The organism is Streptomyces sp. NPDC087310 (assembly GCF_044744405.1).
Lineage (GTDB): Bacteria > Actinomycetota > Actinomycetes > Streptomycetales > Streptomycetaceae > Streptomyces.
The window spans coordinates 352,156-376,250 of record NZ_JBIUYF010000005.1; the positions used below are offsets into that span (position 1 = coordinate 352,156).

Consider the following 24,095-nt stretch of genomic DNA (forward strand, 5'->3'; position numbering starts at 1 on the left):
CGGTGGCGCCCCGCGCCCGGCCGTCGCGTACACGGTCAGACGCGGGGCGACGCCAGTTCCACGACGGTGATGTCCGGGTCGGCGCCCAGCCGGACCGGCGGCCCCCGGAAGCCGGTGCCCCGGGTCACGTGGAGCAGGGTGTCCCCGTGCCGCTCAGCCCGGCGACGTCCGGGTTGGCCAGGGCAGTGAGATGGGTGAAGGGCCAGAGCCGGCCGCCATGAGTGTGGCCGGACAACTGGAGATCCACCCCGTAACGGGCGGCCTCCATGACCTGTGCGGGCTGGTGGGCGAGGAGGACGACGGCCCGGTCCCGGTCGCGTCCGCCGAGCGCGCCCTCGTAGTCCGGGCCGTCGTCGGGGTCGGCGACGCTCGCGTCCTCGACCCCGGCCAGGCCGAAGCCAGGACAGCGGGAGCGACGACGGGACAACGATGGTCCTGGCACCGAGTTCGTCGCGTTCTCCACCCGCCACCGCGGCTACTTCCGCCGGGTCATCCTCCGCTACCGCCACGTCCCCCGCGACCACCCGGGCGGCGAAGCCGCCATCGCCCTGGAAACCGCCTGCGCCCTCCTCGCCGCAGCCGACGGTTGCATCGGCGTCCTCAAGCAGGTGCGGGAGCGGGAGAAGGAGTCGGGTACCGCTCCCGGGGCGAAGCCGACCGTGCACAGCAACAGCAACAACCAGGTGATCATGTCGGCCCATTCGATCACTGGCGGTACCTTCACCTACCGTCCGGGGTCGGACCAGTGACCTCGGAGTTCGGCGGTGGCCCGCCGCCGTGGCCGCAGTTCTCGCACAACCCACGGCCGCATCCGCAGGACCAGAGCGCCGAGCGGGACCCGTCTTCCGAGAATGTGCCCGAGTCCGAGGCTGGGCCGAAGCCGGGATCCGAGACGGTCTCGGAGGAGATCCAGTCGGGGGCAGCAGAGCCCGGAAGCGGTCCGAGGTCTCTGGATATCCGGGTGATCGGCAACCGGGACTCGCGGATTGTCGTGGCCGCCGGCCCCGTGACGATGTCCGGAAAGCAGCCGCTGACGGTGACCGACATCGCGGAGTCGGAACTGAGGGCGGTCCGTCAGGCGTGGGTGGTCCGGGGCACGAGCACGACGTCGGTTCCCACCCCGGCCATCGCTGAGCGAGGACGAACGCCTCGCCGCCCTCGGGCGGCTGCTGACCGATGCGGAGATACCGATGCGACTCCGCGTCGTCGGCATCATCGTTCTCCTCTACGCACAGACCCTGAGCCGCGTCGTCCGGCTCACCGTGGACGGCGTCGTCCACGACGGCGACGCCGTGCTGCTACGACTCGGCGAACCGCCCTCGCCCGTTCCCACGCCGGTCGCCGCCCTGCTGCTGGAGCACATCGCTACCCGCGGCAACATGAACACCGCCACCAACCCGGCCTCGCGCTGGCTCTTCCCCGGCCGCCGGACCGGCCAGCCGCTGGGCTCGAACCACCTGTCCGCGCTCCTCAACAAGGCCGGCATCCCGATCGCCGCTGCCCGGGGCGCCGCAATCCGGCAGCAACTCCTCGAACTCCCCGCACCCGTCGCCGCGGACGCTCTCGGCTACCACGACAAAACCACCAGCCGCCTCCGCAACGAGACCGGCGGAACCTGGAGTCGATACGCCCCAGGAGATCACACAAAGTCACCAGCAGGCTGGATTCCTCGGGGATCTGGTGACGGTTGACGCGAGTCCTGGTTGCGCCGACGCGTGTGAGAGCACACACGCTGTGGACGTGCACGGCGGACCCGTCGTCCACACCTGGAGGAGACTCATGCCCATTTTCAGGCGGCCCAGGAATCGCCCGCTCCGGTACTACGTCTATATTTCGCAGACGAAGCTGGAGATCCCGATCCCGCAGATACCAGCGCGGCTCTTGCGTTCTTTGGAAGCGGAGATCAAGATCAACGTGGCCGCCATTGCCGCGGGTGTCAAGAAAACCGCATCCGCTCCCTCCCCGGCGCGTGATGCAGGACTACGCCGCCGAGCTCGCCTTCTTCGGTGGCGAAGTGGACGGAGTAAAGCTCGCTCTGATTGGATCTCCTGCCGGCCTCATCGGGGTCACCGCCGACACAGCAGCGAACCACAGCCTCGACTACTACGTTCTCAAGTTCTTGAGAGGGGAAGCCGAGCTGGCTCGGGGAAGCAGCGAAGGATGGACACCATATGAGGCGGCGGTTGACGATGCACTGAACGCCGACGTGTTATCACCGACCCGGCTCCGACTGGAATTTCTCGCCAAACCCCTTTTCCGCAACGACAGGGTCCTCGTCGCCACACCGATCTACGTCGCCCTCGCCGACTGACGACATGCCCACGCTATGCGGCCGCTGCCAGCCGAGCCATCGCGAGGTGGATCTGTCGCCCCGGCGCGGACGCTCCACTCCGTGTCATCGACGGACTCCTGCACCCTGATCACCGGCGGATCCACCCGCGACGACCCAGAGACACCACCGGCTCCCGGGGCATCGTCAAAGGGACATTTGCCACTGCTGCGAAGCTCACCACTCAGGCCGGAGGAGCATGGGCTCGGCGTGACACCAAAGGTCACACGAAGTCACCAAGCGGTCTACGAAGACCCGGAACTGACGACAGTTGAATACGCGAGCACACCAGTATCACCCCCCGTGAGCCCCGTGGGTTCAGGGAAACCGAAGTCTGTTCAACGGGAACTCGCGGTTGATCTTGTGTATCAGCTGGGTGTATCCGTGGGTTCGGCGGGACCAGCGGGGTGGGCTGCGAGGCGCCGGGCTTCGGCCGTGACCTCGGCATCGACTTGCCCCGCAGTGCTGTCGCCGTATTCGAGGACGTCGTACTCGTCATCGAGTTCGGTGAGCCGCTCAGTCAGGGGCAGCTCATATCCGTAGCGCTGGTGAATCCGGAAAGCGAACTCCCGCAGCGTGAGCTCGCCGGCGAGCATGCGGCGTGCGAGCACTCGGGCGGCGGCTTCTTGGCCGGCCCGCGGGCTACGCCGGCTCGGTCCCGGCCCGGCCCCGCTATCCGCGGGGCCGGGCCTGGACCGCGCCGAACGCCCCTGCACGGCCGGCTCTTCGCCCGCCTTCCGCCTTCACCGTCCCGCAGTGGTCGCTCGTGCCTTCGCCCCCCCCTGCTGCGGCAACGGACCACCGGCCCCCTTCACCACCTCAGCCCACGCTCGCCCCGCCAACACTCGAACCGGTCCGCCGCGGGCACGTCCTCACTCCGGAACACCGTTTCGACCAGCATGTCCCCCACCGTCTCTCGTCGAGTCCCCGACCGGCTTGTCACTCCGCTCCTCCACAGGGAAAAGGTGATGCGCCAGAACCAGTGCCGCCACTGGGGGCTGTTTGTAGACGCATCGTCAGGACATGTGGACTCTCAGCCAACGCCTTTCCGCCCGCACCACGGCAGTATCGACCCCGTCAACACAACCAGCCTCAGGGAAGCGCCCGAGGTCCAACGGGGAGAAAACATGAACGTGAAACGAGCACGACGGATCAGCACACGAGTTACCCGGATGGCCGCAGGGTCGACAGCCGCACTCACCGCCGTCGTCGGTTTGAGTCTGGCGACCGCCAGCCCTGCCGCAGCTGCGGAGAGCGGCAGCTGGCGACCTTACGGGAACACAAATCCGATCACCTCCAGCTCCAGCCTCTGGCGTTGCGCCACTACGATCCACATCGAGACCGATGTACTCGCTCAGGTCTGCGCGGTCAGGGCCTCGAACGGGAACGGGAACGGCGTACAGGGGGCGGTGATCGTGCGCAACGAACGATCCAGTTCCTACCGTGCGACAGCGTCCACGGACCTGGCGAACTCCAGCGGTTACCTGAACAGGTGGACATGCTCGTCATCGGGGGTCGGGGCGAACTCCTGGTCGGTGTGCTTCGGACGGACCATCACCCACGCCGCCCCGGTGGACTCGGCAGGGCACATCAACGGTGTATTCCTCGGCATTTCACCGCGCGTCTGACCCGGATCCTGTCGAGGTGGCGTGAGCCCTGCGAATCAATGGAACGCCCCGCGTTGTCGGGGTGCCGGTAAGAACGCCGTCACCAGACGCCAGGTGGCCACCAGGTCGCACCCGACGCGAGAATCTCGCGTCGGATGCGAGGTCCCGGCCCCCATTCGACACACCCTCACCAAGATTGCCACTTGAGTAGCAATTCGTGAAGATGGCGTGCGTGCAAGCTCCTTACATCCCCTGGCCCCGGTTCGACCGCCGTGTCCTTCTGCTGCTGCTCGACGACCACCAGCGGCTGCCGGTGTGCGGATCGTGCTGCCACGGATGGACGGTGCCGCAGGTCCGCCTCGATTCCGGAGCGGACTTCAGCGGGCAGGCGGCCCAGTTCCCGAAGGAGCGGTTCGGAATCGACCGGCCCCGCTTCGCCGCCTCTACGGAGTCCACGAATCCCCCAGAAACAAGACGTGGGAACTCGACCGACACACGGGGTCACGGGCGTTCATCGTGCGCATCTCCAGCCGGCGGTCCGCTCTCGTGAGGGACGCGGGAGCGCGACACTCGCTGTGGGGCCTGGAAGAACTGCGCCGTCGGCGACGCGCCATCTCCCCTGAAGGCGTCGTTCTGATGATCACCGGGTTTGTCGAGGGATGGCTGCCCGACGGGCCTCTCCCCCTGTCCTGACAGCGGTCGACGCCGCTGTCCTCCTGCTCGGATACTCACGGTCTCGCGGTCCGGCCTCTACTGATGGCTGGGGCCGGACGGCGAGTTCGTTCCCGCGACGAAGATGATCGCCCGTTGGTTGAAGGCCAAGGGCATCGAGAAGGAACCCCCGGGTTGTTCCGGCCCATCGTCGAACGCCTGGATTCCGTGGCCGGACCACCCCCGCGCCGTAGCCCTGGCCTCACCGCCGGATGGCACGGCCCAGCCGCCCACGATCGGCATCACACGAACTGGGCCTGACCGGGCCTGCTGGCCAGGGGCGCGTCGGCCGGCCGAGTTCAGCCGTTCCGGCCCCAGAGCTTGAGGTACGCGCCACGCCAGTCCACGTCGCCGTCCCACGGAATCGTCGGGACCCGCCCTTGGCCATCAGCTTGAACGGGCTGAACACGGAGTGCGGACGAGATCCCGTTCATCTGCTCCAGGGCCTGGTGGGCCGTCCATCCGTCGGCGGTCTGCACCTTGCGTTCTTGATGTGGCCGAGGTGGGTGGCGTTGCCGTCCAAGGAGACCAGATGAGGACCGAACTGCCCTGTAAGGCTTTCCCATTGACCAGCCAAGAACCCCGGCGGCTTTGGTCAGCGTGAGGGGCTGCCCAGTCCCGTGGCGGGCAGCCTGGTCGGAGATGATGATCCCGCAGAACCTCGCGGGTTCCGGCCCTGTGCAGTCACCACACGCAGGGCAGTTCCACGTCGATCACGGTCGGACCTCCCGGGGGACTGGTCACGGTGACGGTTCCGTCGAGGGCCGAGACCCGGCGGCGTATGCCCACCAGGCCGGAGCCGCCGTTCTCGTCGGCACCGCCCCGGCCCTCGTCGCGGACCATCACCACCAGCCCGGTGAGCGTGCCGGCGAGCCACACCTCGGCCCGGTCCGATCCACTGTGCTTGGCCGCGTTCGTCAGGGTTTCGGCCACGACGAAGTACGCGGCCGCCTCGATCGCCGCCGGGGCGCGGACACCGCTCCGGGCTCCGTCCTCCAGGCCCTCCACCCGTACGGTGACGTCGAGGCCGCTGCTCGCGGCGAGGGCCCGTACGGCCCCGGCGAGGCCGCGGTCGGTGAGGATCGGCGGGTGGATGCCGCGTACGACGTGGCGCAGCTCCGTCAGCGCCTCCTCGGCCTGGTCCTGCGCGTCGTCCAGGAGTCCGCGGGCGATGGTCGAGTCGTGGTCGTACGCGCGTTTCGCCAGCCCGATCCGCATGGAGAGCGAGACCAGACGGGCCTGGGTGCCGTCGTGCAGGTCCCGTTCGATACGGCGCAGTTCGGCGCCGTGCGCGGCGATCGCGCCCGCCCGGGTCTCGGTCAGCTCCTCGACCCGCTCGGCGAGCCGCGCCTTCGGCGAGGGCTTGAGCAGCGCGGTCGACCAGGCGGCGTCGAGGTCCGCGAGGCGGCTGATCAGCGGCAGGACGACCGCCTCGCGGCGCAGCAGTACGCACCGCACGCCGTCGACGGGAAGTCCTACCAGCCACAGCGGCACGGCCAGCACGACCAGCAGGCCGTACGCGTAGTAGGAGGCCATCCAGCGCAGATCGGTGTGCGTACCGGGATCACCGACCGCCGTGCGCAGCCGCGTCCGGAGCGGGCCCGTCAGGGGCTGATACGCCTCGGGGATCTCCCGCCCGGTCCAGCGCTCCACCTGGCGTCGTTTGGCTCCCGCCAGCCGGCGCAGCAGCAGCACCGCCTCCGGTAGCAGCCCGGCACCGACCAGCGTCATCGTGCCGGCGGCCACGGCCAGGAGCACCGTGACGAACAGGTACGAGAAGAAGCCAAGGGCTGCCGCTCCCGCCAACTGCGCTGTGGCTCGCGCCGCCTGCCTGCATGTTCTTCGCATGCTGACCACGCTAAATCCCGGCTCCGCCGGGCGCGGGAGAGCGAGCACCCCACCCATGGTGTAGCCCGCTACACCATGGGTTCGGGAGCGCACCTCCTCGTTCCGACGAGCGGGCGGCGGCACCGTTGAACCCGGTTGATCCCGGAGGTTCACCGTTCCCCGCACTGGAAGGAATTCCATGAAGCCGCTCGTCCCGTCGAATCCGGGTACGCCTCGTGAGGCGCGACATGCGGAGGGGACGGAAAGCGAGGGAGACAACGGGTTCCGGACCGCGTCCCTTCCCGGGCCACTCGTGTCCTTCGCACGGTTCGTGCTCTTCGGCGGCGGCGTGGGGGTCGCCTCCAGCTTCGCCGTCGCTCTGCTGGCCGGGCTGATGCCCTGGACAGTCGCGAATGCGCTGATCACTGTCGCCTCCACCGTGCTGTGCACCGAGCTTCACGCGCGTTTCACCTTCGGGGCCGGGCAGCGTGCCGGATGGCGTCAGCACTGGCAGTCGGCGGGGTCGGCGGCGGCCGCGTACGCGGTGACCACCGTCGCGGTGCTCATCCTGCACATCGTGCGACCGTCGGCCGGAACGCTGAGCGAGCAGGCCGTCTACCTCTGCGCCTCCGGGCTCGCCGGTACGGGACGTTTTCTGGTGCTGCGCCTGTACGTCTTCGCCACTGGCCGGAACCGGGCCACAGAGCGGGCCGAGGGCCCGGGGACGGTTCAGAGGCCGCATTCCGGCTCCGGCGTTGTCGCCGCACCTGCCGCTGCCGGGGGCGATGGGACCGCCGACACCACTTCCCGGGTGCTGCGGGGGCGCCCGACCGTTCGCACAGGAGGTTGTGTACGCGCCTTCCACGAGCCGAATGGCTCGGGCAGGTCCCTCCACCGGCAGCGGGTGCGGTACTTGAACACGATCGAGTCGATCACCTGTCAGCGATCACCCCGCCGCCCACCCGCTTCGATATCCGGCCGGGCGGCGACTGTTCGATCCGTCCCCACCGCACGTCGGTCAAGGCCGCACCCGAACCGAGAGCCAGATGGCCCGAAGGGTATGACCTGGGCCCTGTTCGTCGGCTCCCGTTGCCGGGAGCAGCGGGAGCCGACGGGTATCCGACCGGGGGCAGCGGCCGGTCTCGAAGCAGGCACTTCCGGGCCGGGTACCCCAGTCCAGAACCTGCTCGCGGACCAGTTCCCGCCGTCGAAACGCCGCGTGCGTGTTCAACGGTGGCCCGAGAGGTTCCCGTCGGGGCGGCGGGGCACGTTGTTGAGATACGTGAGGACCGCCTGCACCCGGCGGTGTCCGCTGTCGCTCGGCGGCAGCCCCAGCTTCAGGAACACATTGCCGATGTGCTTGGACACGGCCCGTTCCGTGACGACCAGGGCGGCGGCCATGGTCGTGTTGTCATGGCCCTCGGCCATCAGCTTCAGGACCTCACGCTCACGCGGCGTCAGCGAGTCGAGAGGCGAGTCCCGGCGACGGGTGAGAAGCTCCGCCACCACCTCCGGATCGAGCGCCGTGCCACCGGCAGCCACCCGGTCCAGCGCGTCCAGGAACTCGTCGACCCGGCCCACCCGGTCCTTGAGCAGATAACCGACACCCTTCGCCCCGCCGCCCAGCAGCTCGGCGGCGTACGACTCCTCCACATACTGCGAGAGAACCAGCACCGGCAGCCCGGGGATCTCCTCACGCGCCGCGAGCGCCGCGCGCAGCCCCTCGTCACGGAAACCCGGCGGCATCCGGACATCGAGCACCGCGATGTCCGGACGGTGTTCGAGCAGCGCCGGCACAACCTCGGGCCCGCTGCCCGCCACAGCCACGACCTCGTGCCCGGCAGAGGAGAGCAGCAGCACAAGCCCCTCCCGCAGCAGGGCATGGTCCTCCGCGATCACCACACGCACGGCAACTCCACTTCGATCAGGGTCGGCCCCCCGACGGGGCTCGTCACCACAACGGATCCGTCCAGCGCGGCGACCCGGCGCCGCAGACCCAACAGCCCCGACCCGCCCGGCTCCAGACCGGAGGCAGCGGATCCCAGGCTCGCCAGGGCATCCTCCACGCCGCCCCTGCCCTCGTCGGACACCCGCACCCGCAGCCCCGCCACCGTACGGTCGAGCCGGACCCCGGCCCGCTCGGAGCCACTGTGCCGGGCCGCATTGGTCAACGCCTCCGCGACGACAAAATACGCGGCAGCCTCGACCGCCGCCGGAGCACGCGCCCCAGCACGCCCGCCGCCCCCATCTCCATCGTCGCCGTCGTCTCCATCGTCGCCGTCCGCCAGACCGGTCACAGTGACGGTCACATCCAGCCCACTGCTCGCCGCGAGCGCCCGTACCGCCCCGGCGAGACCGCGGTCGGTGAGGATCGGCGGATGAATACCCCGTACGACATGGCGCAGCTCCGTCAGCGCCTCCTCCGCCTGATCCTGCGCGTCGTCCAGAAGCCTGCGGGCCGCCACCGGGTCACCGTCGTACAGCCGCTTCGCCAGCCCGATCCGCATCGACAGCGACACCAGCCGCGCCTGGGTGCCGTCATGCAGATCCCGCTCGATCCGCCGCAACTCGGCACCGTGCGCGGCGACCGCACCCGCCCGCGTCTCGGTCAGCACCTCGACCCGCTCGGCGAGCCGCGCCTTCGGCGACGGCTTGAGCAGCGCGGTCGACCAAGCGGCGTCGAGATCCGCGAGCCGGCCGATCAACGGCAGCACGACCGCCTCACGGCGCAGCACCCCGCACCACACACCATCCACGAGCAGACCCGCCACCCACAGCGGCACCGCCAGGACAGCCAGCAGACCGTAGGCGTAATACGCGAACATCCACCGCAGATCGCTGAGCGTGCCAGGGTCGCTCACCGCCGCGCGCAACCGCTGCCGGAGCGTCCCCGTGACGGGAAGGTACGCCTCGGGGATCTCCCGGCCCGTCCACGCGGCCACCTGGCGCCGCTTCGCCCCGGCCATCCGGCGCACCAGCAGCACCGCCTCCGGCAGCAGCCCGGCACCGACCACCAGAAGGGTGGCGGCGCCCGTGAACAACAGCACGGTGATGAACAGGTACGAGAAGAAGCCCAGGATCACAGCTCCCGCAAGCTGCACCGTGGCCCGCGCCGCCTGCAGCACCGTTCTTCGCATGCGGACCACGCTACTTCGCCGGGCCCGAAGGCCCGAGGCCCCCTTGCGGAACCACGAGGAAAGGAACCGGGGTGATGTGGCCTCCGTGCCGGAGCCCTCGGGCTGCTTGGGAAGGCCCGTTACGTGGTCGCCGCGGTATCGCGGGACCAGCCTGACGAGAAGATCCCGGGGCCCAGGCCGAGCGGGTGACGTCGTATCGGGCATCCGCGACGATGACGACGTCCGGCTCGCCCGATTGCCCCTGACCTGCCGCGACAAGCCGTTCAGGCACACCGCGGAGCTGACCGGCGATCACAGCAGTGGCATCGTGGGCCGGCCCCGGGCGGAGCGGGTCCGCCGTCCGGTGTCGATCCGGCCTTGGTCGAGGCCGTCATACATCGCATCGTGTCCACCGCGGTGCTAGCTGGGGCAGGAGTGTCAGCTCCACCGCCGGATGCACCACACAGACGCACGCAGCGCTGACGATTGGAGCGGCGGCGGGGCCTTCCTCGCCTGAATGCCTGAGCCCGGCGGTGAGCAGGTGCTCGCCGCCGGGCCTGGTTCTCGCCGTTCCCCGTCCCCACGGGTCCGGCGAGTGCGGGGCCGATACCGCCAGGGCGGCCCCGGTCCGAAGGGGTGGCCGCCTGCGGGAGGCGGCCACCGGGTTCAGTGAAGAGCTACTTGCTGAGGACGAGTTCGGGGTTGTCCTGGCCGGCCGGTGCCGAAGGAGCCGGGTGCTTGCGGGTGATGGCCTCGCCCTCGATGTCGATGCCGGGCAGGATCCGGTCGAGCCATCGGGGCAGGCGCCAGGCGCGGTCGCCGAGGAGGGCGAGGACGGCGGGCACGATGGCCATCCGGACGACGAAGGCGTCGAAGAGGACGGCGATGGCCAGACCGAACCCGATCATCTTGATCATGGACTCGCTGGCGCCGACGAATCCTGAGAAGACGGCCACCATGATCAGTCCGGCGGCGACGACCACGCGACCGCTGGTGCGGAATCCGGAGACGATCGCCTGTGCGGGCCGTTCACCGTGGACGTATGCCTCGCGGATCCGGGAGACCAGGAAGACCTCGTAGTCCATGGCGAGGCCGAACACGATGCCCACCAGGAAGATCGGCATCATCGACATGATCGGGCCGGTCTGTTCGACGCCGAGGAGTGCGGCGCCGTGGCCGTACTGGAAGACCGCGACGACCACACCGAGCGAGGCCAGTACGGAGAGCAGGTAGCCCAGGGCGGCCTTCAGCGGTACCAGCAGGGAGCGGAAGACGAAGAGCAGCAGGACGATCGCCAGGCCGACCACGACGACGAGGTAGGGCACCAGCGCGTCCTGGAACTTCTTCGCGACGTCGATGTTCATCGCGGTGCTGCCGGTGACCTCGTAGGTGGCCCCGGACTGCTGCTCGATGCCGGAGCGTTCGGCGCGGATGGTCTTGACCAGGTCGATGGTCCTGGAGTCGGTGGGGCTGGTGGCGGGGGTGGCGGAGAGGATCGCGGCGTCGCCGGCCTGGTTGAACTGTGCCGGGGAGACGGAGACGACGCCCGGGGTGTCCGCGATCCGCTTGCTGATCACGGCGGTGGCCGCCTTGGAATCGCCGGCGCCCTTGGTGTCGACGACGATGGTGAGGGGGCCGTTGAAGCCGGGGCCGAAGCCGTCGGCGAGGGCGTCGTAGGCGCGGCGTTCGGTGGTGGAGGTGGGTTTGGCCTCGTCGCCGGGCATGCCGAGCTGGAGGTCGGCGGCCGGCACGGCGAGTACGCCGAGGCCCACGACGCCGAGCAGCAGTACGGGCAGGGGGTGGCGGATGACCAGGCGTGCCCAGCGGCTGCTGGCGTTCTCCGCGTTGCCGGCGCTGTCGGTCCTGGTGCGGCGGGGCTTCCTGCCCTTGCGGACGCGGCGCGCGAGGACGGCGTTGGGCCAGAAGCCGAGGAGCGCCGGGACCAGGGTCAGGCAGATGAGGACGGAGACGACGACGGCGCCGGCGGCGGTGAGGCCCATCTTGGTGAGCATCGGGATGCCCACCACGGACAGTCCGGCCAGCGCGATGACGACGGTCAGTCCGGCGAAGACCACGGCGGACCCGGCCGTACCGACGGCCATCCCGGCGGCGTCCCGCGCGGCCCGGCCCTTTCCGCGTTCCTCCCGGTAGCGGGAGACGACGAACAGGGCGTAGTCGATGCCGCAGGCCAGCCCCAGCATCGAGGCGAGCGTCCCGCTGGTCAGGGAGAGTCCGAACGTGCTGCCCAGGGCGATGATGGCGGTCATGCTGACGGCGACGCCGATGATCGCGGTCAGCAGCGGCAGCCCGGCCGCGGCCATGGACCCGAAGGTGATCAGCAGGACCACCGCGGCGATCGCGATGCCGATCATCTCTGCGGACCCGCCCGCGGCGGGCTGGGTGGCGAGGGCGTCCCCGCCGATCTCGACGGTCAGACCCGCGTCCCGGGCCTGGTCGACGGCGCGCTCCAGGTGTTCCTTGCTGGCATCAGTCAGGTCACCGGCAGGGGTCTTGAAGGAGACGGTGGCGTAGGCGGTGGAGCCGTCCTGGCTGACCGCCTTCGCCTGGAAGGGGTCGACCGCCCCGGCCACCTGCGGGCCCTGCGCCGCCTCGTCGACCAGGCTGTCGATGACGCGCTTGTTGTCGGCGGCGGTGACCTTCTCCCCGTCCGGCGCGATGAACACGATCCGGGCGCTCGCCCCGTCGGCCCCCGTGCCGGGGAACCGCTCGTCCAGGAGGTCGAACGCCTTCTGGGACTCGATGCCCGGCATCGCGAACCCGTCGTCGGGCGAGGCCGGGGCCTTCATCGCGGCGAAGCCGACCGCCGCCAGGACGGCTATCCACAGGAAGGTGACACACCATCGCCACCGGAAAGCGATACGGCCCACGTGATACAGAAAAGTTGCCATGACGGTGAGAAAGCCTCCACATCGGCGGTGCAAGACAAGGGGAAGAGAGGCTTTCTTCGTCCGCGTCGGCCGGAGCCGGGACGCGGTGTGCCTCATTGATCTCTACGATCCCGTCCAGCGGGCTCCGCAACGAGGGAGCACCCTCCCGAACCAGGGGTGTAGCCAGCTACACCCCCCACTGGCGATTATTGGCGTTATGTCGCTTTTTCTGGCGCGGGTGGGTACCAGCAGCTTCGGCCGCCCTGCGCCTCGTGCGCATGATGTGATCGCGGCCGGCGCACCGCCCATGTCCGTTCTAGGAACGGGCGAAGCCCGTCTGATAGGCGACGACGACGAGCTGGGCCCGGTCGCGCGCCCCCAGCTTGGTCATGATGCGGTTGACATGCGTCTTTGCGGTGTGGGGCGACACGTGGAGGCGTTGCGCGATGTCGTCGTTGGACAGGCCGACGGCGACGAGGCCGAGCACCTCGCGTTCGCGTTCGGTGAGGCGGTCCATTCCGGGCGGTGCCGGACGCAGTACGGGCTCGGGTCGGGTCAGGTAGTGGGCGATGAGCGCTCTGGTGGCCTTGGGCGACAGCAGTTCCTCGCCACGGGCCACGGTGCGGATCCCGTCGAGCAGGACGGCCGGTTGGACGCCCTTGCCGAGGAAGCCGCCGGCGCCGCCGCGCAGCGCGTCGAAGACGTATTCGTCGGCCTCGAAGGTGGTGAGGATCAGCACCTTCACGCTGCCGAGTTCGTTGTCGGAGCCGATGGTCCTGGTGGCTTCGAGGCCGTCCATGTCGGGCATGCGGATGTCCATGAGAACGACATCGGGACGGGTGGTGCGGGCCAGGGCGACGGCCTCGCGGCCCGTCCCCGCTTCACCGACCACCTCCAGATCGGGCTCTGCCTCGATGAGCATGCGGAATCCGGCGCGGATCACCGGCTGGTCGTCGACGACCAGGACACGGATGGTCATGCCGGGTTCCCCTCGTCCGCCGCGGCAGACGGCACGGTCTCCTGGGTGAAAGGCAGCAGGAGCCGCGCGTGGAGCCGGAATGTGCCGTCGGGTTCCGGACCGGCGGACAGGGCGCCACCTGTCGCCCGGGCGCGTTCGCGCATGCCGGTCAGTCCGTGTCCGGTGCCCGCGGTCGGCCCGGTGGCGCGCATCGTATTGAGGATGGTGATGTCCAACGCGCCCGTACGGTACTCCAGCAGGAGCCGGGCACCGGGTTCGCGGCCGTGCTTGTGCGCGTTGGTGAGTCCTTCCTGGATGATCCGGTACGCGGCCAGATCGGTGGCGGCCGGCAGCGGCCGTGGCTCCCCGGCGACCTGCTGCCGGATGGCGAGTCCGGCCGCGGTGAACGATTCGAGGAGCTGGCCCAGCCGGGACAGGCCGGGGAGGGGTTCGGTCGGCATGGACTCCTCACCGGACCGACGCAGCACGTACAGGAGCTGGCCGAGTTCGTCGAGCACCGCGCTGCCCGCCTCGTGAATGTGGCCGAGGGCGACCTCCACCCTGTCGGGACGGGTACGCGCGAGATGGCTGGCGACTCCGGCCTGTACGTTGATCAGCGCGATGTGGTGGGCGATCACGTCATGCAGCTCTCGGGCGATACGCAGCCGCTCCTCCGCGACCCGGCGGCGGGCCTCCTCCTCCAGGGTCGCCTCGGCGCGTTCGGCCCGTTCCTCCGCCGCGGCGACGTAGCTGCGCCAGGTGCGCACGCTGAAGCCGACGGCCGCGGCCATCCCGACGAACGCGACCACCCCGAAGGTCTCCCCGCTGATGACCGAGCCCGCGGCATGGGCGTTGGCCACGTAGAGGGCCATGGCCGTGACGGCGGTGGCGGTGATCGCGGGCCACTGCAGGGACGCGGCGGTGACGGTGTAGAGCGCGATCATCGCGGTGGTCTGGAGCAGGTGCGCGTTGGCGGGCGCCGCCACGATGGCCGTCACCGCGCCGGACAGGGCGAGCGCCAGCACGGTGAGGGGCGCCCGGCGCCGGGCGAGCAGCAGCAGGAACGTCACGCCGGCGGCGCCCGCGTCGCGGCCCGACAGGCTTGGCCCGGACTTGCTCAGTGCCTCCAGCACCGTGGCCACGCTCGCGATCACAGCCGCGAGGACGGTGTCCCACAGGAAGGGGTGGGCCTTGACCGCCTGCCGGAGGGACGCCGCACGTTTCGTGGTCCCGGCGTACGGCATGGCCGCGCTGCCCGGCGCCCCACGGCGGTCGGGCAGCGCGGCCACGTCGTTCAGGTCACGCATCGCGCCGCTTCAGCAGGACCGCCGCTCCCGCCACGAGGACGACGAGGTAGCAGACGAAGACCAGGAGCCCGGCCCACGGCGCCAGGGCATCGCCGCTCCCGCCCGTCTGCTCGGTGATGAACGATTGCGCGGCGTTCATCGGCAGATACGGGAAGACGGCGTCGCTGATGCTCCCGGGCAGCAGCCGCAGCACACTCGGCACCAGGAACAGCACACCGACCACCGCCGTGATCGCGCCGGCGGTGTTGCGCAGCATGCTGCCCACCGCCAGCCCGACCAGCCCGGCACCGGTCAGGTAGACGGCCGCGCCGACGACCGCCCGGAAGGCCCCGGGGTCGGACAGCGAGGCACCGTCGAGACCGCGCGAGGACAGGATCGCCTGGCCGGCGAGGAACGACACCATGCTCGCGGCGAACATGAACGTGAAGCTTCCCGCGGCGAAGACCGCCACCTTCGCCCACAGCACCGGCAGCCGGGCGGGCACCGCCGAGAGCGTGGAGCGGATGGTGCCGGTGGCGTACTCGCCGGTGGCCATGAGCACCCCGACCACCGCCGTGGCCAGCGCGGCCATCGTGACCCCGTAAAGGCTGTTCCACGTCGGGTCCGCCAGAGCCGGACCGCTCCCACCGCCGTCCTCCACGACCAGAGAGGACACCAGGCCGAGGCTCACCGTCACCACCGCCGCGACGGCCAGGGTGCTGAAGCTGGACCGCAGCGACCAGAACTTGATCCACTCCATATGGACGACGCGCGGCAGGGTGACCCTCGAACCCGGTGACCTCGAACCCCCTGTCCGCGAACCGGGCTTCCCGTACAGCGTGTTGGCGGTCATCGGTTCGCTCCTCCCTGGGCGGCGAGCGGCGCGTCGGCCGGGCCGGCGTGGTATTCGACGGAGTCCTGGGTGATCTCCATGAACGCTTCCTCCAACGACGCTTCCTGGGACGCGAGATGGTGCAGGGCCAGGCCGGCGCTCGCTGCCCGGTCCCCGATCTCGGGCGCGTCCAGCCCTTCGACGTCGAGCACCCCGGCCTCGGCACTGCTCACCGTGACCCCGTCACCGACCAGCAGTTCGCGCAGCCGCGCCGCGTGCGGTGAACGCACCCGGACGCTGCGCCGGGACGAGCGGGCGATGAAGTCGGCGATCGGACCGGCCGACAGCAGCCGGCCCCGCCCGATCACGATCAGGTCCTCGGCGGTCACCGCCATCTCGCTCATCCGATGCGAGGACACCAGGACCGTACGGCCCTGTTCCGCCAGCCCCTTGAGCAGGTTGCGGATCCACAGCACGCCCTCCGGGTCCAGCCCGTTGACCGGCTCGTCGAGGATGACCGTCTTCGGATCGCCGAGCAGCGCCGTGGCGATGCCCAGCCGCTGTCCCATGCCGAGCGAGAACGCACCGGCCCGCTTACGGGCCACCTCGCTCAGGCCGACCAGGTCGATGACCTCCAGCACCCGCTCGGTCCCGATACCGTTGCTCGCCGCCAGGGCCCGCAGATGGTGGTAGGCCGAACGGCCCGGGTGGACGGCCTTCGCCTCCAGCAGCGCGCCGATCTCGTGCAGCGGTGCGGCGTGCCGCGCGTGCGGCCGTCCGTCGACCGTAACGGTGCCCGAGGTCGGCCGGTCGAGCCCCATGATCATGCGCATGGTGGTCGACTTCCCGGCCCCGTTGGGGCCGAGGAAGCCGGTGACGACCCCGGGGCGTACGACGAAGCTCAGCGAGTCGACCGCGAGCTTCTCGCCGTACCTCTTGCTGAGGTTGGTCACCTCGATCATGTTTACCTCCGACAGGGAAAGGTGTACGGGCTCAACCCTCGCCTTTCGGGGGCCGGCGGGCGTCGCCCCACCGTGGACACCTGCCGTACCGCGATCGCGGTACGCCGGGCTATCCGTGTGCCGTGGCCGACCGGTGGTCCGCCGCCTCACGGGCGTCGAGCCGCTCCAGCAACGTGGCGAGAGCGGTCATCGGACGGCCTTGCCGGCGGCCCTCGGTGAGGCAGGTGCGCAGCCCTTCCACGTCCTGGGCGTGGACCTTGCCGCCGTGGTGGAAGCGGTTGAACGCCTGGTAGTCCAGCGGCAGCATCTCCCGCTCCATCGTGAGGTGCACCTTCGCGGTGGCGCGCGGCCCCAGCAACCTGGCCATCAGTTTGCCCCTCAGCCCGTTCTTCGGCAGAGCCATGATCTCGCCCTGCGCCCGGCAGGCCAGCCGCCAGAGTTCCTTGTCCGCCACCAGGGTGGTGAAGTCGGGCCAGCCCGCGATCGCACCGGCCATGTACACCGGCGAGCCGGAGTCGGAGAAGATCTCGTCGAGCCCCCGGCTCATCAGGAGGCAGCGCGACACCCCGGAACGGTTGTACAGCTCGGCGAACCGCTTCGCCGCCTCCGCGTTACCGCTCTCAAGACGGAAGCCGCCCTTGTTCGCCGGATGCTTGTAGGCGACGCTCGCCCTGGCCAACCGCGCCGGATCCGTGGGTGCGTTGACGGGGAGATCCGCGGCAGTCTGGTGGACGAGCGTGCCGACGAAACCGTGCGAGAGACGGTCGTCGGGGACGCCGAGGGCATCCAGGTAGTGCTGCCGTACGCCCATGCCGAAGGCGCACATGATGACGTGCGCGTCGGTCCCGCGGATCGCGTCACCCAGACCGCGGAGCATCGCGACGCTCTCGTCCGTACGGCTGGCGTGACCGTCGAGCGTGACAAGGACGAACCGGAAGCTCTCACCGGCCAGTTCATCGGTGCCCTCCACGACCTTGTACCCGTCGAAGGGCTTCAGCGCGGCGTCGTCGTAGCAGTAGAGCGGCGGACGGGATTGGAGTGCGGAGGCGCGTCCGGGACGGACCAGGAAGGTGATGTCCGCTCCTCCCAGGGCGAGGTGATAGCCGACGGAGAGTCCCGTCGCGCCGGCGCCGACGATCAGTACGGAGGGTCTTTTCATGACTTTGCGACCATTCATCAGGTGTGGGGGATCGTGTCGGTTCAGCCGAGGTCGGCCATACGCCGTGCCGCGGGGGCGGCGTGGGCCTCGATCCAGCGGGCCGGTTCGGTGACCGGGGGCGACACCATCACGGTGTCGATGCCGAGCCGGGCGTACGCGGCCATCTCGCGGGTGAAGGCATCGAGGTCGCCGTCGCGGAGGGCCGGTCCGGCGTAGATCGCGGTCTTGCGGATCCGGGCGTAATCGCGGCCCAGGTCGTCGCAGTGGCGGCGCAGGACGTCGAGTTTCCCCGCGGCCTCGGTGTGGGTGAAGGTGATGAGATTGCAGGCGTCGGCGTACTGGGCGACGAGCCGGAGCGTCTTCTTCTCGCCGTTGCCGCCGACCATGATCTCCGGGTGCGGGGTGCTGACCGGGGCGGGCACGCTCCGGGTCTCGGCGAGCTGGTAATGCGTGCCCTCGAAGGGGCCGTTGTTGTCCGGGTCCCACATCTGCTCGCAGATCCGCAGGGTCTCCTCCAGCCGTTCGAACCGTTCCGCCGTGGGCGGGAACGGCACGCCCAGACCGAGGTGTTCGCGCTCGTACCAGGCCGCGCCCAGGCCCAGGGTGGCCCGGCCGCCGGACAGGACGTCGAGCGTGGTGACGATCTTGGCGAGCAGGCCGGGATGGCGGTAGGTCACCCCGGTGACCAGCGCGCCGAGTCGCACGGTGGAGGTGTGTGCGGCGAGGAAGGAAAGGGTCGCGTACGCCTCCAGCATCGGGCTTTCCGGGCCGCCGAGTTCCTCCATCTGGAAGTAGTGGTCCATCACCGATATCCAGCCGACCCCGGCCGTCTCGGCGGCGGCCCCGACCGCCGCCAGCTCCACCGCCGGGCCACCGGCCCCTTGTGTGCCGTCGAATCCGACGATGTTCATGCCCAGGCGCATGTCAGTCTCCTCGCTGCGAGCCGTGATGGTTCAGGGCGCACTGTTCAGGCATGGTCGGGGGTCGCGTGGACGGCCGAGTCGGCCAGTGCCCTGACCTGGTCGATACCGACCGTGGTGCCGGGAGTCCGGAGGTACCAGCCGTACATCTCCTCCTGGCTCAGCTCCTGCGCGGGCTTCGCGGTGAAGTACGGGTCGACGTGGACCGGCGTGCCGGGCTGACTGCGCCAACTGTCGGCGAGCGTGCCGATGTCCACCGCGTCGTAGCCGAGGACGTCCAGCAACGCCGCCGCCTCAGCCTTGGCCGCCGCGTCGTCGCCTGAGATAGGCAGGGCGCTGCGGTCGGGCGCGCCGACGGGCCGGGCCAGGGTGAACAGCCGGACGAAGTCGATGTTGTGGAACGCCTTGACGACCTTCGAGGCCGCCAGGTGCCGCTGCACCAGGGCGCTGGAGGTCAGCCCGGTCGGCCCGCCCTCGTCCAGCTCCGCGATGGGTCCGAAGCGGTCCGGGTAGTAGTTCATCGTGTCGATGACGGTCTTGCCGGCCAGCTCGGCGGCGGGCAGCTTCTCGTAGGCGCCCAGCAGGATGGTCGCCACCACCAGGTCGCCGGCCTCGGCGGCTTCGGCGGGCGTGGCCGCGCGCGCCCGCGGGCCGAGTTCGGCGACCAGGTCCGTGAGGGTCTCCGGGCCGCGGGAGTTGCTCAGCACGACGTCCAGGCCCGCTGCGACAGCGAGACGGGCCAACGCGCTGCCGATGTTGCCGGCTCCGATGAGCCCGAGGGTCTTGGTCATGACTTCATATCTCCATTTCGATGGAATCCGGGCGGGTGCGAACTTGACGGGCGGGATCGTGACGGGCGAGGGCGTGCCTCGCGGAACTGTGGACAGCGAGCGGGGTCACCCGCGCAGGCTCACGCCGCCGTCGATCGACCATGCCTGGCCGTTGATCCAGGCCGCGTCGTCGGAGAACAGGAAGGCGGCGGCGCCGGCCAGGTCGGCGGGTTCGCCCAGCCGCGGACTGCGGCCTGCCTCCAGCGCGAAGGCAAGCCGGCCCTCGTCGAACTGCCGCGCCAACTGCTCGCTCAGGACCAGACCGGGGGCCAGTACGTTGCAGCGGATGCCCTCCTTGCCCCACCGGGAGGCGATGTGGCGGGTCAGCGCGTTGACCCCGGCCTTGGAGGCCGCGTACGCCGGGCGGGTGGGCTCGCCGCCCCAGGCCGCGCCGGAGGAGGTGTTGACGATGACGCCGCCGCCCTGGCCGAGCAGGTGCGGGAGGACCGCACGGCAGGTGAGGGCGTAGCCGAGCAGGTTCACGTCGTGGGTGCGCCGCCAGACCGCCGGATCCATTTCCAGCAGGTCACCGTCGCGGCCCAGGGTGTCGGCGGAGAGGTCCGCGCCGACGTTGAACAGCCCGTCGATCCCGCCGAATTCCGCGACCGTCCGGTCGATCAACGTGTGGACCGACTCCTCGTCGCCCAGGTCGAACCCCACGGCGACCGCGGCACCGCCCGCGTCGGCGATGCCTTTGACCGTGGCCCGGGCTCCCGCGAGGTTGATATCCCCGGCGACGACCGAGGCGCCCTCCTCGGCAAGCCGCTCGGCTGTCGCGGCGCCGATGCCGGTGGCGCCACCGGCGATGACGATCCTCTTGCCCTTCAGTCCCCTCATACGTTCCCTCCAACAATCTGAAGCAATGACTCAATCATGAGTCAAAGACTGTAATTGGAACTCGGTGTCATACTGGAAACCGTACCTCACTCATGCGAACCGGGGGCGAGCGAAAGGTAGGGTCGTGAGGTGACCGCAGGACCGCGTACGAGAACGAGAGACATCGCACGGGCCGCCGTACGGTCCGAGCTGGCCCAGGTGACGTATGACCTGATCCGCCGCGAGGGCTTCGACCAGGTGACCGTCAACGACCTGGCCGCGGCGGCGGGAGTGTCCCGGAGCACCTTCCTCCGGTACTTCGGCAGCAAGGAGGACGCCGTCCTCGGCGCCGTCGAGGCCCAGGGAGAACAGCTCGCCGACGCCCTGCGCGACCGCCCCGCCGACGAGGACGACTGGACGGCGCTACGGCGTTCGCTGGACGCCCTCATCGAGCCCTACCGCCACGACCCGGCCGAGGCGCTCGCCACGACCCGCCTCATCATGGGTACCCCGGCCCTGTGCACCCGGCAGCGGGAGAAACAGCACGGATGGCGCCCGCTCCTGGTCCGGGCCCTCGCCGAGCGCACCGATCCGCCGCGCTCCGAGGCGCTGGCGCTGTCGGTCAAGGCCGCCGCGGCGTTGGAGTGCCTGAACATCGCCCTGGACCACTGGATCGTGTCCGAGGGGCACGTGGACCTCGTCGGCCTCCTGGACGAAGCCTTCGCCGCGCTCACGCTCCCGTAGGCAGGACGCGGTGGGGACCGGCTCGGCCCCGTTGCGCGGGTACCGAGCCGACCCGCGTGGTGGTAGGTCCTGGAGTCAGTCGGTCTTCGTTGTGGAGAGCGTGGGGAAGCCGTTCAGGAGCTGCTGGAGGTGCATCACCTGCCGTGGGATGAACTCCGCGATCGTCAGCCCGACGACGTCTGTGGCGCTGTCGATGTCGGCGACGATGCGCTTCACCTCGGCGCTGGCGAGCCCGTCCGGTTCGATGCCGAGACCGAGGACGATGTCGTCGCTGTCGACGGCGTCGAGGTCGAAGTGGACGGCGACGTGTGTACAGCCGGTGGCCGCGAGCCAGTCGAGCAGCGGCCGGGTGGAGGTACGCAGCTCCTCCGGACTGAAGGACTGGATACCCCATGCGGCGACGTTCGGATAGTCGTCGTCGGTCCAGGAGTGCAGGCCGACCAGGGCGACACGGTGCGGGGAGACGGTCGCCGGGAGCAGCTCCTGCACATCGGGATCGCCGTGGCCGGTGAGTGTGGCGACGGCCATGGCGTGGTAGCCCGGGTATGCGCTCTCGGGGGTGCCGATGTCGGGGTGCGCGTCGATCCAGATGACCGCGAGGCTGTCGCCGTAGCGGCGGGCGAGTTCGGAGAACGGGGCCACGCTCACCGAGCACTCGCCGCCCAGGGTGGTGATCCGCGCCGGGTCGTGTCGGCGGATGGTCTCCAACGCCTCCGCGAGCTGCTGGAGGACGATCTCCTTGGCTTCTACGCCGTCGCGTTCCTCCAGGCCGTCGTCGGACATGGTGACCGGGACCGTGGCGGTGGGGCCGTCGTGCGGGGGCAGCACCGCTTCGAGGACCGCCGCGCCCGTGGCGTAGCCGCGGCGGGCGACGTCCAGGGGAAATTCCGGAGCGAACGCCTCGACACTGGAGGTGCCCGCACCCTGCCACTGCGGCCAGACGAGACGGAGGCTGACGCCGTCCTGGCCGGGGTTGTCCGCCGGCATGGGGGCCGTACGTGCCATGAGTGTGTTTTCCCTTCCGTAAGCCGTCACAGTCGTTCTGCCGGTACAACGATTTCCGATGCGTCGGTCATCTCCCGCGCTGTCGCGAAGTGCCGTGGATCACCGGCCCGTCGGGATCAGTGTGCGGTGGATGGCGACGCGGCCTGCGACAGCCACGCGGAGGCGGCGACCGTACGGTGCTCTCCGCGCGGTCGCCGCAGTCCTGTGGCCCTACCAGGTCACGGGAAGCTCGTAGACGCCGTACGCGAGTGAGTCGCCCTTGAAGTTGAGTTCGTCACGGTCGACGGCGAGGCGCAGGGTCGGTACGCGGCGGAACAGGGTGCCGAAGACGACCTGGAGCTCGATGCGGGCGAGCTGCTGGCCCATGCACTGGTGGGCGCCCCAGGCGAACGCGTGGTGTCGCCGCGCCTCGGGGCGGGTGAGGTCGAGCCGTTCCGGCTCGGGGAATGCCGCCGGGTCCCAGTTGCCGAGGGGCAGCGCGACGATGATGCCGTCCCCGGCCCGGATGGTGACACCTTCGATCTCGATGTCCTCCAGGGCGATCCGCCGCTGCCCGAGGTGCGCGATGGTCAGGTAACGCAGCAGTTCCTCGACCGCGTTCGCGACGGTCTTCGGGTCGTCCGTATCGCGCAGCAGCGCCAACTGCTGCGGGTTCTCCAGGAGCGCGGCGGTGCCCAGCGTGATCATGTTCGCGCTCGTCTCATGACCGGCGATCAGCAGCACCATGGACAGTATGGTGGCGTCGGGAAGAGTGATCTCGCCCGCCTTGACCCGAGCGGCGAAGTCGGACAGCACATCCTCGGCCGGTTCCTCCATCTTGGCCTGGAGCAGCCCGGCCAGGTAGCCGCCCAGAGCCTGCCCGGCCGAGTGGCTTTCCTCCTCGGTCTTGTACCTCTGGGTCGCCATCGCGGCCTGTTCCTGGAAGAAGTCGTGGTCCTCGTACGGCACGCCGAGCAGCTCGCAGATCATCAGCGAGGGCAGCGGCAGCGACAGCGCGGTGACCAGGTCCGCCGGTTTCGGGCCCGCCAGCATCCGGTCGATGAGCTCGTCGGTGAACCGCTGGATGCCCGGCCGCAGTTTCTCCATGCGGTTACGGGTGAACGGGCTCGTCATCGTCCGTCGGATCCGCAGGTGGTCGGCCCCGTCGGCATTGAAAATCGTGAGGGGCCGGCTGTCGACCGTCTCGGCCATCAATTCGGTCGGATGCGGGAATCCGGGCCGTTTCTCGTCCGAGCTCACCCGCGGGTCGGACAGGATCGCGCGCTGTGCGGCGTGGCCCGTGATCAGCCACGGGGTACTGCCGTCCCAGATCCGGCCTCGTGACACGGGCTTCTCGTGGTGGAGGGCGAGCAGTTCAGCCGGCGGAGCGAACGGGCACTGCCCCGAACGCTCTCCCGGATACTCGGGACGCCGCGGGTCAGCGGCTGTGACGTCGGTTTCCGTCTCGGTCATGGCATGTCCTTACAGGTGAGCCGGTCCGGGGGACCGGGCCGTGGCTGATGGTGTGTTGCCGGAGTTGGCTGATGAGGCTGGTCGACCGGTGCGTATGACGCCCAGGATTCGCCGGGCCGCAGGGTCACAGACCGCCGGCAACCTGCTTCCGCGGGCTCCGGAGGAGGCCGGAGCCCGCGCCGAGCGAGACGAGACCCATGACGACGGCTGCCAGGATCCCCTTCGTGCCGTCGAGAACCATCGGGAGGATCACCGCGACGAATGCGTTGAACAGGAACAGGAACCAGAGCGTCGGCCTGGACATGAAGAACGCCCTGACCGCTTCTCGCTTCATGAGGAGAGCACTTGTCACGGTCGAGAGGACCATCCCGCCGAGGGTGGCCAGATGCTTCGGCATGCCGTCCAGAAGGGTGCCGGAGGCCAGGGAAGCGGCGAGGCCCAGATGGAAGAGCAGGACGAGGACCGGCGTCGACATGAGAATCGAGCGGGACGACTTCATGGACATTTCCTTTGGAGTGGGGGGCTGGGAATGTCTGCGTTCCACGATGTCTGCGCCGGCCCGACGGCGCAGCGGACCGGGCTCCCCGACCGGTGGTGTAGCCAGCTACACCACCGGCCCCCAGGAGCATCCGACAGACCCGCCCTGTTCATGG

The 24,095-nt window shown here is 69.8% G+C and carries 19 protein-coding genes and 3 pseudogenes; 5 read left to right on the top strand and 17 right to left on the bottom strand.

The genetic code is table 11. From position 1 onward, the window contains the following. Nucleotides 1–35 precede the first annotated feature (35 nt). Nucleotides 36–409: pseudogene (locus ACIO3P_RS20830) on the bottom strand (metallophosphoesterase); the annotation flags it as partial. 781 nt (nucleotides 410–1,190) lie between these two features. Here ACIO3P_RS20830 and ACIO3P_RS20835 point away from each other — a divergent pair. The 3 genes and pseudogenes from ACIO3P_RS20835 (at nucleotide 1,191) to ACIO3P_RS20845 (ending at nucleotide 2,311) form a co-directional block, all read left to right on the top strand. Continuing rightward, the gene (locus tag ACIO3P_RS20835; protein WP_329822248.1) at nucleotides 1,191–1,691 is read left to right on the top strand and encodes a hypothetical protein; all 501 of its coding nucleotides are present in this window, start codon (nucleotides 1,191–1,193) and stop codon (nucleotides 1,689–1,691) included. 88 nt (nucleotides 1,692–1,779) lie between these two features. Beyond that, nucleotides 1,780–1,944: pseudogene (locus tag ACIO3P_RS20840) on the top strand (DUF7019 family protein); the annotation flags it as partial. 28 nt (nucleotides 1,945–1,972) lie between these two features. Continuing rightward, nucleotides 1,973–2,311, top strand: coding sequence for a DUF7019 family protein (locus tag ACIO3P_RS20845; RefSeq protein WP_401853250.1), 339 nt, complete (start codon nucleotides 1,973–1,975; stop codon nucleotides 2,309–2,311). Nucleotides 2,312–2,697: 386 nt separating this feature from the next. On the opposite strand, the gene ACIO3P_RS20850 is transcribed toward ACIO3P_RS20845, so the two are convergent. Next, the gene (locus tag ACIO3P_RS20850; protein ID WP_401852892.1) at nucleotides 2,698–2,940 is read right to left on the bottom strand and encodes a hypothetical protein; all 243 of its coding nucleotides are present in this window, start codon (nucleotides 2,938–2,940) and stop codon (nucleotides 2,698–2,700) included. 2,391 nt (nucleotides 2,941–5,331) lie between these two features. Beyond that, nucleotides 5,332–6,495, bottom strand: a complete 1,164-nt coding sequence (locus ACIO3P_RS20855) for a histidine kinase (protein WP_329821358.1) — start codon at nucleotides 6,493–6,495, stop codon at nucleotides 5,332–5,334. Nucleotides 6,496–6,787: 292 nt separating this feature from the next. On the opposite strand from ACIO3P_RS20855, the pseudogene ACIO3P_RS20860 reads away from it, so the two are divergent. After that, nucleotides 6,788–7,246: pseudogene (locus ACIO3P_RS20860) on the top strand (hypothetical protein); the annotation flags it as partial. Between the two features lie 455 nt (nucleotides 7,247–7,701). Here the strand turns inward: ACIO3P_RS20860 and ACIO3P_RS20865 are convergent. The 11 genes from ACIO3P_RS20865 to ACIO3P_RS20915 form a co-directional block, all read right to left on the bottom strand. Next, the gene (locus ACIO3P_RS20865) at nucleotides 7,702–8,382 is read right to left on the bottom strand and encodes a response regulator (RefSeq protein WP_401852895.1); all 681 of its coding nucleotides are present in this window, start codon (nucleotides 8,380–8,382) and stop codon (nucleotides 7,702–7,704) included. Next, nucleotides 8,370–9,611: a histidine kinase gene (locus ACIO3P_RS20870; protein WP_401852897.1), complete on the bottom strand. Its 1,242-nt coding sequence runs from the start codon at nucleotides 9,609–9,611 to the stop codon at nucleotides 8,370–8,372. Before ACIO3P_RS20870 ends, ACIO3P_RS20865 begins: the two co-directional genes overlap by 13 nt. A 656-nt stretch (nucleotides 9,612–10,267) precedes the next feature. After that, entirely contained in the window at nucleotides 10,268–12,499 is a 2,232-nt protein-coding gene (locus ACIO3P_RS20875; protein ID WP_329825095.1) for an MMPL family transporter, read from the bottom strand. A 295-nt stretch (nucleotides 12,500–12,794) separates the two neighbouring features. Continuing rightward, the gene (locus tag ACIO3P_RS20880; protein ID WP_401852900.1) at nucleotides 12,795–13,457 is read right to left on the bottom strand and encodes a response regulator transcription factor; all 663 of its coding nucleotides are present in this window, start codon (nucleotides 13,455–13,457) and stop codon (nucleotides 12,795–12,797) included. Then, nucleotides 13,454–14,743 (bottom strand): sensor histidine kinase, encoded by a 1,290-nt coding sequence (locus ACIO3P_RS20885; protein WP_401852902.1) that lies wholly within the window; start codon nucleotides 14,741–14,743, stop codon nucleotides 13,454–13,456. The genes ACIO3P_RS20880 and ACIO3P_RS20885 overlap by 4 nt, the downstream gene beginning before the upstream one ends. Further along, entirely contained in the window at nucleotides 14,736–15,575 is an 840-nt protein-coding gene (locus tag ACIO3P_RS20890; RefSeq protein WP_401852904.1) for an ABC transporter permease, read from the bottom strand. The genes ACIO3P_RS20885 and ACIO3P_RS20890 overlap by 8 nt, the downstream gene beginning before the upstream one ends. Then, entirely contained in the window at nucleotides 15,572–16,516 is a 945-nt protein-coding gene (locus tag ACIO3P_RS20895) for an ATP-binding cassette domain-containing protein (RefSeq protein WP_401852907.1), read from the bottom strand. Before ACIO3P_RS20895 ends, ACIO3P_RS20890 begins: the two co-directional genes overlap by 4 nt. 109 nt (nucleotides 16,517–16,625) lie before the next feature. Further along, complete coding sequence (locus ACIO3P_RS20900) at nucleotides 16,626–17,675, bottom strand: ketopantoate reductase family protein (protein ID WP_401852909.1); 1,050 nt, start codon at nucleotides 17,673–17,675, stop codon at nucleotides 16,626–16,628. Between the two features lie 41 nt (nucleotides 17,676–17,716). Further along, on the bottom strand, nucleotides 17,717–18,598 hold the full coding sequence (locus tag ACIO3P_RS20905; RefSeq protein WP_329825089.1) for an LLM class F420-dependent oxidoreductase: 882 nt from the start codon (nucleotides 18,596–18,598) through the stop codon (nucleotides 17,717–17,719). A 44-nt stretch (nucleotides 18,599–18,642) separates the two neighbouring features. Next, complete coding sequence (locus ACIO3P_RS20910) at nucleotides 18,643–19,386, bottom strand: NADPH-dependent F420 reductase (protein WP_401852912.1); 744 nt, start codon at nucleotides 19,384–19,386, stop codon at nucleotides 18,643–18,645. Nucleotides 19,387–19,491: 105 nt separating this feature from the next. Further along, on the bottom strand, nucleotides 19,492–20,262 hold the full coding sequence (locus ACIO3P_RS20915) for an SDR family NAD(P)-dependent oxidoreductase (RefSeq protein WP_401852914.1): 771 nt from the start codon (nucleotides 20,260–20,262) through the stop codon (nucleotides 19,492–19,494). A 129-nt stretch (nucleotides 20,263–20,391) separates the two neighbouring features. Here ACIO3P_RS20915 and ACIO3P_RS20920 point away from each other — a divergent pair, with 129 nt between their 5' ends. Next, nucleotides 20,392–20,985, top strand: a complete 594-nt coding sequence (locus ACIO3P_RS20920) for a TetR family transcriptional regulator (protein ID WP_329825086.1) — start codon at nucleotides 20,392–20,394, stop codon at nucleotides 20,983–20,985. A 75-nt stretch (nucleotides 20,986–21,060) separates the two neighbouring features. On the opposite strand, the gene ACIO3P_RS20925 is transcribed toward ACIO3P_RS20920, so the two are convergent. From ACIO3P_RS20925 to ACIO3P_RS20935, 3 genes are all read right to left on the bottom strand, one after another. Then, entirely contained in the window at nucleotides 21,061–21,990 is a 930-nt protein-coding gene (locus ACIO3P_RS20925; protein ID WP_401852917.1) for an arginase family protein, read from the bottom strand. Nucleotides 21,991–22,200: 210 nt separating this feature from the next. Beyond that, nucleotides 22,201–23,442 (bottom strand): cytochrome P450, encoded by a 1,242-nt coding sequence (locus ACIO3P_RS20930; protein ID WP_401852919.1) that lies wholly within the window; start codon nucleotides 23,440–23,442, stop codon nucleotides 22,201–22,203. A 124-nt stretch (nucleotides 23,443–23,566) separates the two neighbouring features. Next, the gene (locus ACIO3P_RS20935; RefSeq protein WP_329825083.1) at nucleotides 23,567–23,941 is read right to left on the bottom strand and encodes a hypothetical protein; all 375 of its coding nucleotides are present in this window, start codon (nucleotides 23,939–23,941) and stop codon (nucleotides 23,567–23,569) included. Nucleotides 23,942–24,095 lie beyond the last annotated feature (154 nt).